This window comes from Rhodococcus ruber NBRC 15591 (genome assembly GCF_001894945.1).
Taxonomy (GTDB): Bacteria; Actinomycetota; Actinomycetes; order Mycobacteriales; family Mycobacteriaceae; genus Rhodococcus; species Rhodococcus ruber.
Map to the genome: position 1 here is coordinate 107,581 of NZ_BCXE01000016.1, position 15,684 is coordinate 123,264.

The following is a 15,684-nucleotide window of genomic DNA, read 5'->3' on the forward strand; positions in this document are numbered from 1 at the left end:
GCGGCGTCGCGCGGGTGGCGTCGATGCAGTCGTTCCTCAGTACTGCATCGACCCCCGCTCCATCGATCACCCCGGATGCGACGACCGTCGCCGGTGCCGGCCGGAGCCGAACCCGCCGCGTCGTCAACCGGCGAGGGCCGCGGCCATCTCCGCCTTCGGTGCGGGTCGACCGGTGAACTGCTCGACCTGGCCGAATGCCTGATGCAGCAGCATCTGCAGGCCGCCCACCACGACGGATCCATGCGCCGTGGCGGCCTCGGCGAGCGGGGTGGGCCACGGGTCGTAGATCGCGTCGAGGACGAACGGTGCGCGGCCGAGCTGCTGCGCGTAGGGCGCCGCCGCGGCCGCCGGCACGGTGCTCACGAGCGCACCAGCGCCGGCGCACACGTCCGCGAGTTCCGGGGCGTCGAACGGCAACCAACGCGGCTTCATACCCACCGCCTCGGCGCAGTCGAACGTCTCGGCGGCCCGGACCTCGTTGCGGGCGACGACGGTCACCGAGGTGACCCCGAGCTCGGCGAGCCCCACCAGGGCCGGCCGCGCGGTCCCCCCGGCCCCGACCACCACCGCCGAAGCGCCGGCCAGATCCCCGACGCCGGCGGCGCGCAGCGCGCCGGTGACGCCGTCGACGTCGGTACAGTCGGCCCGCCAGCCGTCCGCGGTCCGCACCAGGGTATTCGCCGAGCCGATCAGCACCGCCCGGTCGGTGCGCTCGGTCGCGAACTCGAGGGCCGCGAATTTGCCGGGCATCGTCACCGACACCCCGACCCACTCGGGCCCGAGTCCCGACACGAGGGCCGGCAACTCCTCGCCCGTGCATTCGATGCGCTCGTAGGTCCAGTCCGTCAGACCCAGTGCCCGGTAGGCAGCCAGGTGAAGCAACGGGGACTTCGAATGCGCGATGGGGCTGCCGAGGACCGCGGCCCTGCGGGCGCCGGTCACGATGTCATCTGCCACTGTCGTCATCTGCCACTGTCGAGGATTCCGCTGTCCAGCGCCTGCTGCGTATTCGTCAGGTGTTCGTCGTAGTTGTCGGCGAACAGGGTCGTGCCCTGAGCGTCGATGGTCACGAAGTACGTCCAGTTCCCCGCCTCCGGGTTCTCCACGGCCTGCAGCGCCTCGATGCTCGGCGACGAGATCGGGGTGGCGGGCAGTCCCGGGCTCGCGTACGTGTTCCAGGGGGTGACCTGCGCCCGGTCGGCATCGGTGGTCGCCAGCTCGGTTTCGTCGAGGGCGTAGTTGACCGTCGAGTCGAACTGCAACGGCTGCCCGATCTCGAGCCGGTTGAGGATCACCCGGGCGACCTTCGAGAAGTCGTCCGGCAGCGCCTCGCGTTCCACGAGGGACGCGGCGACGAGCATCTCGTACGGCGTCAGTCCCACCTTCGCCGCAGCCTGGGTGATACCCGTCTCGTCGTAGCGCTCGGCGCTGGTGGAGACGAGGTACCGGAGTATGTCCGCTGCCCCGGCGCCGGGATCGAAGTCCCAGCGCCCCGCCGCGATGAGTCCCTCGAGCTGCCGGCTGCGGTCGGGCACGTTCGCGACGGCGGCCCGCGCCCATTCCGGCACACCGAGCGCGGCGAGGTCGGTGCTCGCACCCGCGGCGTCGAGTTCCTCGTAGGTCAGACACGTGCGTTGCCCGTCGCGTTCGAGGCAACTGGCCTCCGCGATGAGCGTGTAGATCCCCTTGCGCACGGCACCGGTGTTGACATCGCGGATGTCGTGCAACTGCCGGCCCTCGGAGATCACCAGCGCCCCGACCCGGTTCGCGGGGTCGACCAGCGCGGCGACGGCCTCGCGGGCGGGAAGCTTGCTGGCGATCGAGTAGAAGCCCGGCTGCAACGAGTTCATGCCGGGGTTCTGGACGGCGGCGTTGTAGAAGGCGTCGGAGCTGGCGACGATGTCCGCTTCCTTGAAAGCGGCGCCGATCTGCTCGGCGGTGTCACCCGGGTGCACCTGCACGACGACGGCCGGACCGCCCGCACCGGTGTAATCGGGCGGCAGGTCGGGGCCGGTGAACTTCTGGTAGGCGAAGAACCCGCCGCCGAGGAGCAGAACCAGCACGGCCGCGACGGCGAGCATCCCGACGATCCGGCCGCGCGTGCGGCGGCCCCGGGCCGAGCGGGCGTGGGCCCGGCGGGCCGGGGACATCCCGACGGGCTCGGGGGCGGCACGGTCGGCGGAGTCGGTCCAGTCCCGTCCCGCCGCGGACGTCTCGGTGTGGCCGCGCGGATCGTCGTCGGCCGCGGCGTACCCGAACTGGTCGTAGCCCGACTCGTCGTAGGCGGGCCGCTGCTCGTAGTCGTCGTGTCGGTAGGCGCCCGGCGCGGGGTCGTATCCGTCGTGGTCGCGGGGGTCGTAGTCGGGCGGCTCGTAGCCCTGGGTCTCGTAGGTCCGGGCCTCGAAGACCTGGGTTTCGGAACCCGGCTCGTCGGCGGGATGTCCACCGTAGGGCCGGCGCTCGGGCTGCGACGGGGCGCCGGGGTCGTATTCGTCGAGCCGGTAGACGTGCTCGGTGGTCGGGGCGTCGTCGTAGGGATGCCCACCGGCCGGATGCGGTGGCGGCTCGTAGCGGTGCCCGCCCCCGGTGTGGTCCGGCGGCTGCGAAGCCTCCGTCCCGTGCCGCGGCCGGTACCACTCGTCCTGCTGGGCGGGTTCGAACCCGGGACGATCCCCGGAGACGTGGTTCGCCCCGGTGGACTCGTCGTCCGGCCTCCCGTGCCGGCTCATCGTCCGCTCTCCGGCTTGCCGTCCTCGGCCACGTTCACCACTGCACTCCGCTCGTCCAACCAACCCTGCAAGATGGCGACGGCGGCGGCCTGGTCGATCACCGGCCGCGCACCGCGCGCACTGACTCCGCTCTCGCGGAGGGCCCGCGCCGCAGTGACCGTCGTGAATCGTTCGTCGGCCATCCGCACGGGAATCCCGGTCAGCCGCCGGCGCAACCGTCCCGCGAAATCACGGGCCAGTTTCGCGGCCTTGCCGGGCTCCCCGCGCAGGGTCTGCGGCAGTCCGACGATAACCTCCACGGCCTCGTACTCCGTGACGATGTCCACAATGCGCCGGATATCCGGCGCGTCGGGCCCGCGTTCCTTCGAGCGCGGCACGGTCTCGACCGGGGTGGCCAGGATCCCGTCCGGATCCGACGAGGCGACGCCGATCCGGACACTTCCGACATCGATGCCGATGCGGCGGCCGCGGCCGGGATCGTCGACACCCGGGCGGTCGGGACCGGCGAAGTCGGCCACGATCAGCCGGCCAGCTCGCTGAGCCGGGCGCGGAACGCGGTCAACGCCGCGGGGATCCCGGCGGGGTCGGATCCCGATCCCTGTGCCATGTCGGGCTTGCCGCCGCCGCGGCCGCCGATGACCGGTCCGAAGCTCGAGACCAGGTCGCCGGCCTTGATGCCCTTGGCCTGCGCGGCCTTGGTGGTGGCGACGACGAACGGCACCTTGCCGTCGGCCGAACCGAGCAGCAGCACCACGGCGGGCTCGCTGCCGAGCCGGCCGCGGACGTCGGAGGCGAGGCTGCGCAGGTCGTTGCCGGCCACGCCCTCGGGGGCCGCCTCGGCGACGACGAGCAGATCACCGGTGCGCTGTGCCTTCTCGGCGAACGTGCCGGCCGAGGCGAGCACTGCGGCGGCGCGGGTGCGTTCGAGTTCCTTCTCGGCCGCCTTCAGCCGCTCGACCAGCGATTCGACGCGCGCAGGCACCTCCTCGGAGGGCACCTTCAGGGTCGAGGACAGACCGGCGAGCAGGGCCCGTTCCTTGGCCAGGTGCCGGTACGAGTCCAGGCCGACGTATGCCTCGACACGGCGCACACCCGAGCCGACGGACTGCTCGCCGAGCAGGGTGACGGTGCCGACGTGGGAGGAGTGCTCGACGTGCGTGCCACCGCACAGCTCCATCGAGAACGGGCCGCCGATCTCCACGACGCGGACCTCGTCGCCGTAGTTCTCGCCGAACAGCGCCATCGCACCCATCTTCTTGGCCTTGTCCAGGTCCGTGACGAAGGTGTTGACCGGGTAGTTCGCCGCGACCGCCTCGTTGGTGACGGCCTCGATGTCGGCCTTCTGCTGCTCGCTGAGCGCACCGGGCCAGGAGAAGTCGAACCGCAGGTAGCCCGGCTTGTTCAGCGAACCCGCCTGCACGGCGTTGGGGCCGAGGACTTCGCGCAGCGCGGCGTGGACCAGGTGGGTACCCGAGTGGCCCTGCGTGGCGCCCTTGCGCCAGGACGGGTCGACCTGCACGAGGACGGCGTCGCCCTCGGTGACCTGGCCCTCGAGCACGGTCACCTTGTGCACCCACAGCTGCTTGGCGATCTTCTGGACGTCGTTGACCTTGATGCGCAGGCCGCCGGCGGTGATGGTGCCGACGTCGGCGATCTGTCCGCCGGACTCGGCGTAGAGGGGGCTGCGGTCGAGGATCAACTCGACGTCCTGGCCGGCCTGCGCCGCGTGCAGCCGCTCCCCGCCGGTGATGACGGCCAGCACCGTCGCCTCGGTCACCAGCTCGGTGAAGCCGGTGAACTCGGTGGGGCCGCGGTCGAGCAGTTCCTTGTAGACGGTCAGGTCGGCGTGGGCGTGCTTGCGGGCACGGGCGTCGTCCTTGGCGCGCTGACGCTGCTCGGCCATGAGGGAACGGAAGCCGTCCTCGTCGACGGTCAGGCCCGCCTCGGAGGCCATCTCCAGCGTCAGGTCGATGGGGAACCCGTAGGTGTCGTGCAGAGTGAAGGCTTCGGTGCCACCGAGAACGGACCTGCCCTGCGCCTTCGCGGACTCGACCGCGCCCTCGAACAGCTTGCTGCCGGTGCCCAGGGTCTTGAGGAACGCCGTCTCCTCACCGACGGCGACGGTCTCGATGCGCGAGAAGTCCGTCGCCAGCTCCGGATAGGACGGGCTCATGGTGTCGCGCACGACGGCCATGAACTCGGCCATCGTCGGCGCGTCGGCGCCGAGCAGGCGCGCGGAACGCACGATTCGGCGCAGCAGGCGGCGCAGGACGTAGCCGCGCCCGTCGTTGCCGGGGTTGACGCCGTCGACGATGAGCATGGCGGCGGTGCGGGCGTGGTCGGCGATGACCCGGAAACGCACGTCCGAGGCATGGTCGGCGCCGTAGACGCTGCCGGTGAGCTCGGCGGCCTTGTCGATGACCGGGCGCAGCAGGTCGGTCTCGTAGACGTTCTCGACGCCCTGGAGCAGGAACGCGACTCGCTCGACACCCATGCCGGTGTCGATGTTCTTCTTCGGCAGTGGCCCGAGGATCGGGTAGCCCTCCTTGGCCCCGCCCTCCCCGCGCTCGTTCTGCATGAACACGAGGTTCCAGATCTCGATGTAGCGGTCCTCGTCGGCCTCGGGGCCGCCCGGGGCGCCGTATTCGGGGCCGCGGTCGTAGAAGATCTCCGAGCAGGGGCCACAGGGACCGGGGATGCCCATGGACCAGTAGTTGTCCTTCATGCCGCGGCGCTGGATGCGCTCGGCGGGGACGCCGATCTTGTCGTGCCAGATCGAGTACGCCTCGTCGTCGTCCAGATACACCGTCGCCCAGAGCTTCTCGGGATCGATGCCGTAGCCGCCGTCGTCGACGGAGCCGGTCAGCAACGACCACGCGTGCCCGATCGCCTCTTCCTTGAAGTAGTCGCCGAACGAGAAGTTGCCGGCCATCTGGAAGAACGTGTTGTGCCGGGTGGTGATGCCCACCTCCTCGATGTCGAGGGTGCGCACGCACTTCTGCACCGAGGTCGCGGTGCTGAACGGCGGGGTCTGCTGGCCGAGGAAGTAGGGCACGAACGGGACCATGCCGGCGTTGACGAACAGCAGGTTCGGATCGGCCAGGATCAGCGACGCGCTGGGCACCTCGGTGTGGCCGGCCTTCACGAAGTGGTCGAGAAAGCGCCTGCGGATCTCGTGGGTCTGCACGTCGATGGTCCTCTTTGTCTGACGGTGTGGACTACCGTGCCCGTCCGGACACGGCGAATCGGCCATCGTTCAGCCTATCGCGCCGACGTCGGCGGCCGCCGTGAGCATCCGCCGGGCGTGAGCGAAGTATCGTTCGGCCCTGTCGACCGGCGGCCCGAGGCGGCACAGCGACCGTCGACGGACCGGCTGACACCCGGCGGTACGCGCTCAGTCGAACTGCAGCGGCAGCTTCGCGAATCCGCCGATCGGATAGCGGGCGCGCACGGCGGCGCACCCGTCGGCCGGCATGATCCGCGCGGTGCGGCCGAGCAACTCCTCGAACAGCACCCTCAGCTCGAGCCGGGCCAGCGGGGCGCCCGGGCAGTAGTGCACGCCCCGGCCGTAGACCAGGTTGTCGGCGGGGTCGCGGTCGAGCCGGAACTCGTCGGGGTCACCGAAGACCGCCCCGTCCCGGTTCACCGACGCCCACAGCACCTGTACCCGCGCATCGACGGGCAGCGGGCAACCGGCGACCCGGCGCTCGGCAGTTACCCGGCGGCGGCTGGCGACGAACGGCGGGTCGATCCGCAGGATCTCGTCGCTCGCGGCAACGAGCAGCGTCGGGTCCGCCCGCAGCCGGTCCTGCACCTGGGGGTGGTTCGCCAGGAAGCCGGCGACCACGCCGACGCTCGCGGCGATCGTCGACAGCTCGCCGACGGTCCAGTTGCGCACGATCGAGACGATCTCCTCGTCGCGCAGCGGCCGGCCGTCCACGGTTTCGTGCAGCAGTTCGCCCGTGGGATCGGTGACGGGCTCGCCGCGACGGGCGTCGAGCTGGGCGCGGATGTGGCCGTCGAACTCGACGGCGATCGTCGACAGCGCCGTCCGGTCCCCGGCGCGGGTGGCGCGACGATTCTTCTCCGCCCACGCCCGCAGCGGCGCCCGCAGCGCATCGGGCCAGCCCATGAACGCGCACGTGACGTTGTCGGCGAACGGCTCGGCCAGCACGGACATCACCTCGACCGCGCGTCCGCGGGGCAGTGCGGCGGCCAGTTCGGCGGCGACGGCGCGGCAGGCCGGTTCGAACGCGGCGAGCCGCTCGGCGGTGAAATAGCGGTCGACGACGGCGCGGTACGCGCGGTGCCGTTCCCCGTCGAGTCCGTTGGGGATCTGCAGGTGCCGGGACACGGCATTGGAGAACGTCGCGGGGTCGTCCAGGATCCGCACGGCCTCGGCGTGTCCGAAGACGGTCCAGCTGCGGTCACCGTCGTACGCGATCGGCCCGCGGGCCCGCATCGCGTCGTACCCGGCGACCTGATCCGCCTGCACCGCCTCCGAGCGGGGATCCCACTCCGCGTGCGCCGTGTCGATGGTCGCCTCCTCGCCTCGGTGCCCGGATCACGCTAACGCGCGCCGCGCACGATCCGTCGGAGTTTCGGCACCCGCTGTGCCAGCTCGCGCTCGGCGCCGTGGCCGGTCGGGGTGTAGTAGTCGACGCCGACGAGTTCGTCGGGCGCGTACTGCTGTGCCAGCACGCCGTCGGGGTGGTCGTGCGGGTAGCGGTAGCCGACGGCGTTGCCGAGCTTCTGGGCGCCTGCGTAGTGGCCGTCGCGCAGATGCGCCGGCACCGACCCGGACCGGCCGGCCTTGACGTCGGCGATCGCGGCGCCGAGCGCGGCGGTGACCGCACCCGACTTGGGTGCGGTGGCGATGTGGATGGTGGCCTGCGCCAGGGCGAGCTGGGCCTCGGGCATGCCGACGAGCTGCACGACCTGCGCGGCCGCGGTCGCCGTCTGCAGCGCGGTCGGATCGGCCATGCCGACCTCCTCGCTGGCCTGGATCATCAGCCGCCGCGCGATGAACCGCGGGTCCTCCCCCGCGACGATCATCCGCGCGAGGTAGTGCAGCGCGGCGTCGACGTCGGAGCCGCGCAGCGACTTGATGAACGCGCTCGCGACGTCGTAGTGCTGGTCGCCGTCGCGGTCGTAGCGCACCGCGGCCTTGTCGATGCTCGACTCGACGGTCGGCAGGTCGATCGTCGCGCCCGTACCGCCGCGGTCGAGGGCGGTCTCGGCGGCCGCCTCGAGGGCGGTCAGCGCGCGGCGTGCGTCGCCACCGGCGAGGCGCACCAGGTGCTCGAGCGCGTCGTCGGTGATCTGCACGCTTCCACCGAGGCCGCGTTCGTCGGTGCGGGCCCGCTCGAGCAGGGCCCGGATGTCGTCGGGGCCCAGCGGTTGCAGCTGCAGCACCAGGGAGCGGGACAGCAGCGGGGCAACGACGGAGAACGACGGATTCTCGGTGGTGGCGGCCACGAGCAGCACGATCCGGTTCTCCACCGCGGCGAGCAGCGCGTCCTGCTGGGTCTTGGAGAAGCGGTGCACCTCGTCGATGAAGAGCACGGTCTGCTCGCCGGCGCTCAGGCGGCGACGGGCCAGGTCGATCACGGCCCGCACGTCCTTGACGCCGGCCGACAGCGCGGACAGTGCCTCGAAGCGTCGACCGGTGGCGCCGGAGATGAGGGAGGCCAGGGTGGTCTTGCCGGTCCCGGGCGGGCCGTAGAGCACGACGGACGCGGCGCCGGAGCCCTCGACGAGGCGGCGCAGCGGCGCGCCGGGGGCGAGCAGGTGCTGCTGGCCGACGACTTCGCTCAGGTCGGCCGGGCGCATGCGGGCGGCGAGCGGTGCGTTCGGTCCGCCGCCGCGGGGCGGACGCGCCGCCGGTTGCGCGGGGTCGGGTTCGGGTTCGGCCGGGCGGGGGGCCTCGAACAAGGCGTCCGGGCCGGTGGGTTCCTCCGCTCCGAAGAAGGTGCTCACCCCACGAAGCTACCGTCCCGTCCCGACGGCGGTCCGGGCCGACGGGACCGTGAACCGACCGTGAACGTTCAGGACGTTCGGCTGTGGTGCTTGCTCATCGCCGGGCACGCTGGTCTGATCGTCCGGTGCCCCCCACCGAACCTCGTGCCGTGTCGCGACGGACCGCGCTGCGCGCGGGCGGCGCCGTCCTCGGCGCCGCGGCCCTCGCGGCCGTCTGCGCCTCCCCCGCCTCGGCGCAGAACTCCGTGTTCGCACACGGCGTCGCCTCCGGCGACCCGCTGCCCGACCGGGTGATCCTGTGGACCCGCGTGACCCCCGCCCCGGGCGCCGTGCCGGGTTCCGGCCTCGGCGCGGCGACGGCGGTCCGCTGGGAGGTCGCCACCGACGGCGATTTCCGCGACGTGGTGGCCTCGGGGTCCGTGACCACGTCCCCGGTGTCCGACCACACCGTCAAGGTCGACGCGACGGGCCTGGAACCGGACACCGCCTACGTCTACCGGTTCACCGCCGGCGACGTGTCCTCCCCCGTCGGCCGTACCCGCACCGCGCCGGGGCCGGACACGGACCCGGACCGCCTGCGGTTCGCGGTGGTGTCGTGCTCGAACTGGGAGGCCGGGTTCTTCGGCGTCTACCGGCATCTGGCGGCGCGCCCGGACCTCGATGCCGTCGTGCACCTCGGCGACTACCTGTACGAGTACGGCACGGGCGAGTACGCCGCCGGTGACCGGGTGGTGCGCCCGCACGATCCGCGACACGAGATCGTCACCCTGGCGGACTACCGGATCCGGCACGGCCAGTACAAGAGCGATCCCGACCTGCAGCGATTGCACGCGCTGGTGCCGTGGATCGTGGTGTGGGACGACCACGAGAGCGCCAACGACGCCTGGTCCGGCGGCGCGGAGAATCACGATCCGGCCGTCGAGGGAATCTGGGCGGACCGGCGGGCCGCGGCCCTGCAGGCGTACCTCGAATGGCAGCCCGTCCGGCCGGGCGGCACCACCGACGCGCCCCGGTTGTACCGGCGGCTGCAGTTCGGGAGCCTGGCCGAGTTGTCGATGCTGGATCTGCGCAGCTACCGATCCGAGCAGGTGAACGGGCGCCGCCTCGACGACCCGGAGCGCACCATCACCGGCGCCGAGCAGATGGCGTGGCTGACCGCGGGCGTCGCCAGTTCGGGCACGCGATGGCAGCTCGTCGGGAACCCGGTGATGATCGCACCCGTGCTGCTGCCGCCGCTGGACGAGCGGACCACGGCGGCGCTGACCGCCGTCGCGGGGATCCCGGCTGCGGGGGCGCCGTTCAACGTCGACCAGTGGGACGGCTACCCCGCGGACCGGCGACGGCTGCTCGACGCGATTCGCGCCTCCGGCCGGGACGTGGTGTTCCTCACCGGCGACATCCACTCGTCGTGGGCCGCCGACATCCCTGTCGACGCCGCGAACTATCCGGGCGCAGGCACCGTGGCCACCGAGCTCGTGGTGCCCTCGGTGACCTCGGCGAACATCGACGAGTTGCTCGGCGTCGCGCCGCGCACCGTCTCCCCGTCGATCGAGGCGGCGGTACAGGCGACGAATCGCCACATCGGGTACGTCGAGCTGGATTCGCACGGCTTCGGAATCCTGGACGTGACCGCCGACGCGGTGCAGATGGACTGGTTCTACGTCCTCGATCCGACCGACCCGGGGACCGGCGTGCGGTACGGCACGAGCCGACGGGTCGCAGCCGGCACGCCGCGGCTCGCCCCGGCCGGCCCGCTCGACCCCGGTGCGCACCGCCGGGCGGACCGGCCGTGAGGCGGCCCGCCGGGGCGATCGACCGGCGCACGATGCTCGCGGGCACGGCCGTGCTGGCCGGCGCGGCCCTGATCGGCGCGGCACCGGCGAGGGCGGCCACGTCGGCGCTGGTTCCGGACGCGGACGTGCACGTCCTCGTCGTCGACGGGATGCGTCCGGACGAGCTCGCGCCGGGTCTCACGCCGCATCTCGTGGCGCTCGCCGACGCCGGCACCCGGTACACCGCGGCCCGGGCGATTCCGGTGGCCGAGACGCTGCCCAACCATGCGGCGATGATGACCGGTGTGCTGCCGCACCGGAACGGGGTGCCCGCGAATTCGGTCTTCGACCCGGCGCTCGGACGCACCCGGGACCTGGATCGGCCGGCCGACCTGCGCGCCGCCACGGTGCTCGACCGGTTGTCCCGCGAACTGGGGTTGACGACGGCGAGCGTGCTGTCCAAGCGGTACCTGCACGGCTTGTTCGGCGGTCGCGCGTCGGTGGCGTGGGATCCGGTGCCGCTGCTCCCGCTCACCGAGCACGCCCCGGACCGGTTCACGGTCGACGCGCTGATCTCCGTGGTGGACGAGCGGTCTCCGCGGTTCACGTTCACCAATCTCGGCGACGTGGACCGCGTCGGGCACCTGGACGTGCTCGGCGCGTCACTGCGGCTCGCCCGGACGGCGGCGCTGCGCTCGGCGGACGAGCAGGTGGCGCGGTTCGTCGAGTTCCTGCGCGCGACAGGGCGGTGGGAACGCTCGGTGCTGATGGTGCTGGCCGACCACGGGATGGACTGGTCGGCGCCGGACCAGGTGATCGGACTCGTCGACGTGCTCGGCGCCGACCCGCTGCTCGCCGGCTCGGTGCGCACCGCGCAGAACGGTGGCGCGAACCTGCTGTACTGGGTCGGCGATCCGGCGGCCCGTCTCGAGGCGGTCGCGCGGATGCGGGAGGTGACCTCCGCCGTGCCGGGCGTGGCCGAGTTGTACGCGGGAGCGGATCTGGGTCTCGGGGCGGCCGCGGGCGATCTGGTCGCGCTGTGCGACGCGGGGTGGCGGTTCTCCGATCCGAGCCCGCTGTCGAATCCGATCCCGGGCAATCACGGTCACGCCGCGACCGTCGAGATCCCGTTCTTCGTCGCCGGCGGGCACGCCAGCCTCCGCCGGGGCTCGACGGTCTCCGAGCCCGTCCGCACCCTCGACGTCGCCCCTACGGTCGCGGCGCTGTTCGGGCTGGCCGAGCCGCCGGGCGGCTGGGACGGCCGCGCGGCGACGCACGCCTTCGCCGGGTGAGTTCGATGGCCCCTCCCCCCTTCCACCGCCCGCCGCCGCGCGTGACAATGGAAGGGCAGTAACCGTTTTCAACGGAGGAGGCAGTGATGACCACCGCACGCGACATCATGCACCGTGACGCGGTCTGCATCGGTGAACACGACACCCTCGAGACCGCGGCCCGGCGGATGCGGGAACTGGATATCGGCGCGTTGCCGATCTGCGGCGACGACAATCGGCTCCACGGCATCATCACCGACCGCGACATCGTGCTCGAGTGCGTGGCAGCGGGCGGCGACCCGCGTTCGATGACGGCCGGTGCGCTCGCCCACGGCAAGCCCTACGTGGTCGACGCGGACGCGGACGTCGGCCGGGTCCTGACGGTGATGGAGGAACACCGCATCCGCAGGCTGCCCGTCGTCGAGGAGCATCGGCTGGTGGGGATGATCAGCGAGGCCGACCTGGCCGTGCATCTGCCCGAGTCGGAGGTGGGCCGGTTCGTCGAGGCGATCTGCGCACGCACCGCGCCGTGACCCTTCGAGCGTCCCGCGCCGTGACCCTTCGAGCGTCCCGCTCCGTGACCCTTCGAGCGTCCCGCTCCGGAGCCCTTCGAGCGTCCCGCTCCGGAGCCCTCCGAGCCTCCCGCGCCGGGGCGCTCCGGGCGTGGTGTGGTCAGTCGCCGACGCGCTGCTCGAGCCGGTCGAGGACGTCCCGGGCATGCCCGGCGACGTCGTCGTGTCCGGCGTCGCCGGCGAAGTCGGCGAGCAGCGACCAGCGGGTGCGCAGCGCGTCGGTCCACGGCACGGACAGATGGTGGTCACGCACCGCAGCGATGCGGGCCGGGTCCTCGGGAACGAACAGGTAGGTGCTCAACCACACCCACGCGAGTTGTGCGTCGAGCAACCGCTCGGCGAGCACCTCGTCGAAGCCGAGCGAGGGCCACATGCCCACCACCTCGGCGCGCCACGCGTCGGCCATCGCGCGGGCCCGCTCGAGGGTGAGCGGTGCCTTGCACAGGCAGGCCGGGAAGGAGGTCAGGGCATAGGCGATGTCGAGGGTGGCGTCGCGGAAGCCGCCCCATTCGTAGTCGAGGAACTGCACGCCCTCGTCCCCGACGACGATGTTGTCCGGGCACAGATCCGAGGGACTGAACGCCCGGAACCGGCCGGCGGTGAACAGCTTCGCGGCCCGCTCGGCGCGGTCGATCACGCTCTGCGGCACCTCGAGCCCGAACTCGGTGGCGAAGCGGTCCGGCACCCCGCGGAGCGCGCCGGTGGCCTGCTCGACGACGGCGTCGGCGAAGTGCGCCACCTCGGCGCGACGCAGCAGCGCGGCGAAGTCCTCGTCGCGCCCGACGGTCGCGGCGTGCATCCGGCCGAGGGCCTGGGCGAAGGCCATGAGGGTGTTGGTGACCGTGTCGGTGTCGTCGCTGCGCAGCAGTGTCGCGATCGGAGTGGCGTCGCCGAGATCGCTGAGCACGAGCAGACGGGATTCGAAGTCGTAGGCCAGGAGTTCGGCGCCGGGCCGGTCGTCCTTGGGCAGGGCGGTAGCGAACTGGTAGGACACCGCCTCCCGGAGGAACGCGACCTCGTCGTCGGTGGCGGCACCGCGGAAACCCACCTGCCGGTTCGCGCGTGGCGGCACCTGCTTGAGCACGAGGGTGCGCGGCAGGGAGAACGGGTTCGCCGCGACCCGCACGCGCAGGACCACCGAGCGGCCGCTGCCGCCGAGATCCACCGGATCGGCCAAGGTCACGGGTGCGCCGGTGCGCCGGGTCAGCAGCTTCTCCGCCGCCTCCACCACTTCCGACATGGGCTCCGCCAATGTTGCAGTCATCGCCTGACAATCTACCCGGTTCGGACGACGATCAGTTCGTGCACGAACCGCATCTTGACCGAAACGTGCGTGGGCAGCACGAACGGATGCCGGTCCCGTGACCCGGTGCACCGGGTCCGGCGACGGCCGGTGCCCCGGGGGCGCCACCCGGGGATCCCGGGCGGCGCCACCGGGACGGCTCCGCCGTCCTCTTACTTCCCGGCCGGCTTCGGCTCCGGCTTGAAGTCGATGCCCGAGTCCTTGCGCTGTTCGGCGGTGATGGGCGCCGGGGCGTCGGTCAGCGGATCGACGCCACCCCCGGACTTCGGGAACGCGATGACCTCGCGGATCGAGTCCGCGCCGGCGAGCAGGGCGGTGATGCGGTCCCAGCCGAAGGCGATGCCGCCGTGCGGCGGCGCGCCGTACTTGAACGCCTCGAGCAGGAAGCCGAACTTCTCGTTCGCCTCCTCCTCGGAGATTCCCATCACCTTGAACACCCGCTGCTGGACGTCCATGCGGTGGATACGGATCGAGCCGCCGCCGATCTCGTGACCGTTGCACACGATGTCGTACGCGTAGGCGAGCGCCGAACCGGGGTCGGTGTCGAACGTGTCGAGGTGCTCGGGCATCGGCGAGGTGAAGGCGTGGTGCACCGCGGTCCACGCGGAGGTGCCCAGCGCCACGTCGCCGGACGCGGTGGCGTCGGCGGCCGGCTCGAACAACGGGGCGTCGACGACCCACACGAACTTCCAGTCGTCGGGATCGATGAGATCGAGCTTGCGGGCGATCTCGCCGCGCGCGGCACCGAGCAGCGCACGCATGGGCTTGGTGGGGCCGGCGGCGAAGAAGATGCAGTCCCCCGGCGCTGCACCGACGTGCGCGGCCAGCCCGGCCCGCTCGGTGTCGGTGAGGTTCTTCGCGACCGGTCCGGACAGCTCGCCGTCCTCACCGACCAGTACGTACGCCAGGCCCTTCGCACCCCGCTGCTTGGCCCACTCCTGCCAGGCGTCGAGCTGGCGCCGCGGCTGGCTCGCACCGCCGGGCATGACGACCGCACCGACGTACTCGGCCTGGAAGACCCGGAAGGTGGTGTCCTTGAAGAACTCCTTGCACTCGACCAGTTCGAGACCGAAACGCAGGTCGGGCTTGTCCGAGCCGAAGCGGCGCATCGCCTCGGCGTAGGTCATGCGCGGGATCGGTGTGGTCAGCTCGTGGCCGATCAGGCGCCACAGCGCGTGCAGGATCTCCTCGGCGAGCAGGATCACGTCGTCCTGGCCCACGAAGGCCATCTCGATGTCGAGCTGGGTGAACTCCGGCTGGCGGTCGGCGCGGAAGTCCTCGTCCCGGTAGCAGCGGGCGATCTGGTAGTAGCGCTCGATGCCGCCGGCCATCAGCAGCTGCTTGAACAGCTGCGGCGACTGCGGCAGCGCGTAGAAGCTGCCGGGCTGCAGCCGGGCCGGCACCACGAAGTCGCGTGCGCCCTCGGGGGTGGAGCGCGTCAGCGTCGGAGTCTCGACCTCCACGAAGCTGTGGTGGGCGAGCACGGCACGCGCGGCGGCGTTGACCTTGCTGCGGAGCCGGATCGCCTTGCCGGGGCCCTCGCGTCGCAGGTCCAGGTAGCGGTACTTGAGGCGGGCTTCCTCCCCGACCTGGTCGTCGAGCTGGAACGGCAGCGGTGCGGCCTCGTTGAGCACCTCGAGCTGCGTCGCGTTCACCTCGACGGCGCCGGTGGGGATGTCGAAGTTCTGGTTGCCCTCGGGGCGGACCTCGACGACCCCGACGACCTTGATGCAGTACTCGGCGCGCAGACGGTGTGCCTGCTCGAGGACGTCGCCCTCGCGGAAGACGACCTGCGACACGCCCGACGCGTCGCGCAGGTCGATGAAGATCACCCCGCCGTGGTCGCGGCGCCGGGCCACCCAGCCGGTGAGGGTGACGGTCTGCTCGGCGTGCTCGGCTCGCAACGAGCCGGCGAGATGGGTGCGCAGCACGGAATTCCTTTCGAAACAACTTTGGCGAGGGACGTCGTCGCTGCAATCCTACGAAAGGCACATATCCGCCGAGGACACCCGTACCCGATCGGCCGTGCCAAGCTGAACCGGTCGGTCACCCTGCGAC

The 15,684-nt window shown here is 71.9% G+C and carries 11 protein-coding genes; 3 read left to right on the plus strand and 8 right to left on the minus strand.

Annotated features, from left to right (window positions below):
* Positions 1-123: 123 nt before the first annotated feature.
* The 6 genes from RR3_RS10855 to RR3_RS10880 all read right to left on the minus strand — a co-directional run bounded on the left by RR3_RS10855 (position 124) and on the right by RR3_RS10880 (position 8,708).
* The gene (locus tag RR3_RS10855) at positions 124-957 is read right to left on the minus strand and encodes a shikimate dehydrogenase (RefSeq protein ID WP_082170407.1); all 834 of its coding nucleotides are present in this window, start codon (positions 955-957) and stop codon (positions 124-126) included.
* Positions 958-962: 5 nt separating this feature from the next.
* A complete protein-coding gene (locus RR3_RS10860; protein ID WP_048773561.1) occupies positions 963-2,729 on the minus strand; it encodes an endolytic transglycosylase MltG in 1,767 nt (588 codons plus the stop codon).
* A complete protein-coding gene (gene ruvX / locus RR3_RS10865) occupies positions 2,726-3,250 on the minus strand; it encodes a Holliday junction resolvase RuvX (protein ID WP_174557569.1) in 525 nt (174 codons plus the stop codon). Before ruvX ends, RR3_RS10860 begins: the two co-directional genes overlap by 4 nt.
* Positions 3,250-5,916, minus strand: coding sequence for an alanine--tRNA ligase (alaS, locus tag RR3_RS10870; protein WP_010595169.1), 2,667 nt, complete (start codon positions 5,914-5,916; stop codon positions 3,250-3,252). Before alaS ends, ruvX begins: the two co-directional genes overlap by 1 nt.
* Positions 5,917-6,123: 207 nt before the next feature.
* On the minus strand, positions 6,124-7,224 hold the full coding sequence (locus RR3_RS10875; RefSeq protein WP_172603565.1) for a cytochrome P450: 1,101 nt from the start codon (positions 7,222-7,224) through the stop codon (positions 6,124-6,126).
* A gap of 74 nt (positions 7,225-7,298) precedes the next feature.
* On the minus strand, positions 7,299-8,708 hold the full coding sequence (locus RR3_RS10880) for a replication-associated recombination protein A (protein WP_010595172.1): 1,410 nt from the start codon (positions 8,706-8,708) through the stop codon (positions 7,299-7,301).
* 149 nt (positions 8,709-8,857) lie between these two features.
* Here RR3_RS10880 and RR3_RS10885 point away from each other — a divergent pair, with 149 nt between their 5' ends.
* From RR3_RS10885 to RR3_RS10895, 3 genes are all read left to right on the plus strand, one after another.
* Positions 8,858-10,501: an alkaline phosphatase D family protein gene (locus RR3_RS10885; RefSeq protein WP_082170408.1), complete on the plus strand. Its 1,644-nt coding sequence runs from the start codon at positions 8,858-8,860 to the stop codon at positions 10,499-10,501.
* Positions 10,498-11,772 (plus strand): alkaline phosphatase family protein, encoded by a 1,275-nt coding sequence (locus RR3_RS10890; protein WP_082170409.1) that lies wholly within the window; start codon positions 10,498-10,500, stop codon positions 11,770-11,772. The genes RR3_RS10885 and RR3_RS10890 overlap by 4 nt, the downstream gene beginning before the upstream one ends.
* A gap of 86 nt (positions 11,773-11,858) precedes the next feature.
* On the plus strand, positions 11,859-12,284 hold the full coding sequence (locus RR3_RS10895; protein WP_010595175.1) for a CBS domain-containing protein: 426 nt from the start codon (positions 11,859-11,861) through the stop codon (positions 12,282-12,284).
* Between the two features lie 139 nt (positions 12,285-12,423).
* Here RR3_RS10895 and RR3_RS10900 read toward each other — a convergent pair whose 3' ends face one another.
* Together RR3_RS10900 and aspS are read right to left on the minus strand one after the other, a co-directional pair.
* Entirely contained in the window at positions 12,424-13,563 is a 1,140-nt protein-coding gene (locus RR3_RS10900; RefSeq protein ID WP_017681672.1) for a hypothetical protein, read from the minus strand.
* A 215-nt stretch (positions 13,564-13,778) separates the two neighbouring features.
* Positions 13,779-15,557: an aspartate--tRNA ligase gene (gene aspS, locus RR3_RS10905; protein ID WP_010595178.1), complete on the minus strand. Its 1,779-nt coding sequence runs from the start codon at positions 15,555-15,557 to the stop codon at positions 13,779-13,781.
* Positions 15,558-15,684: the final 127 nt, after the last annotated feature.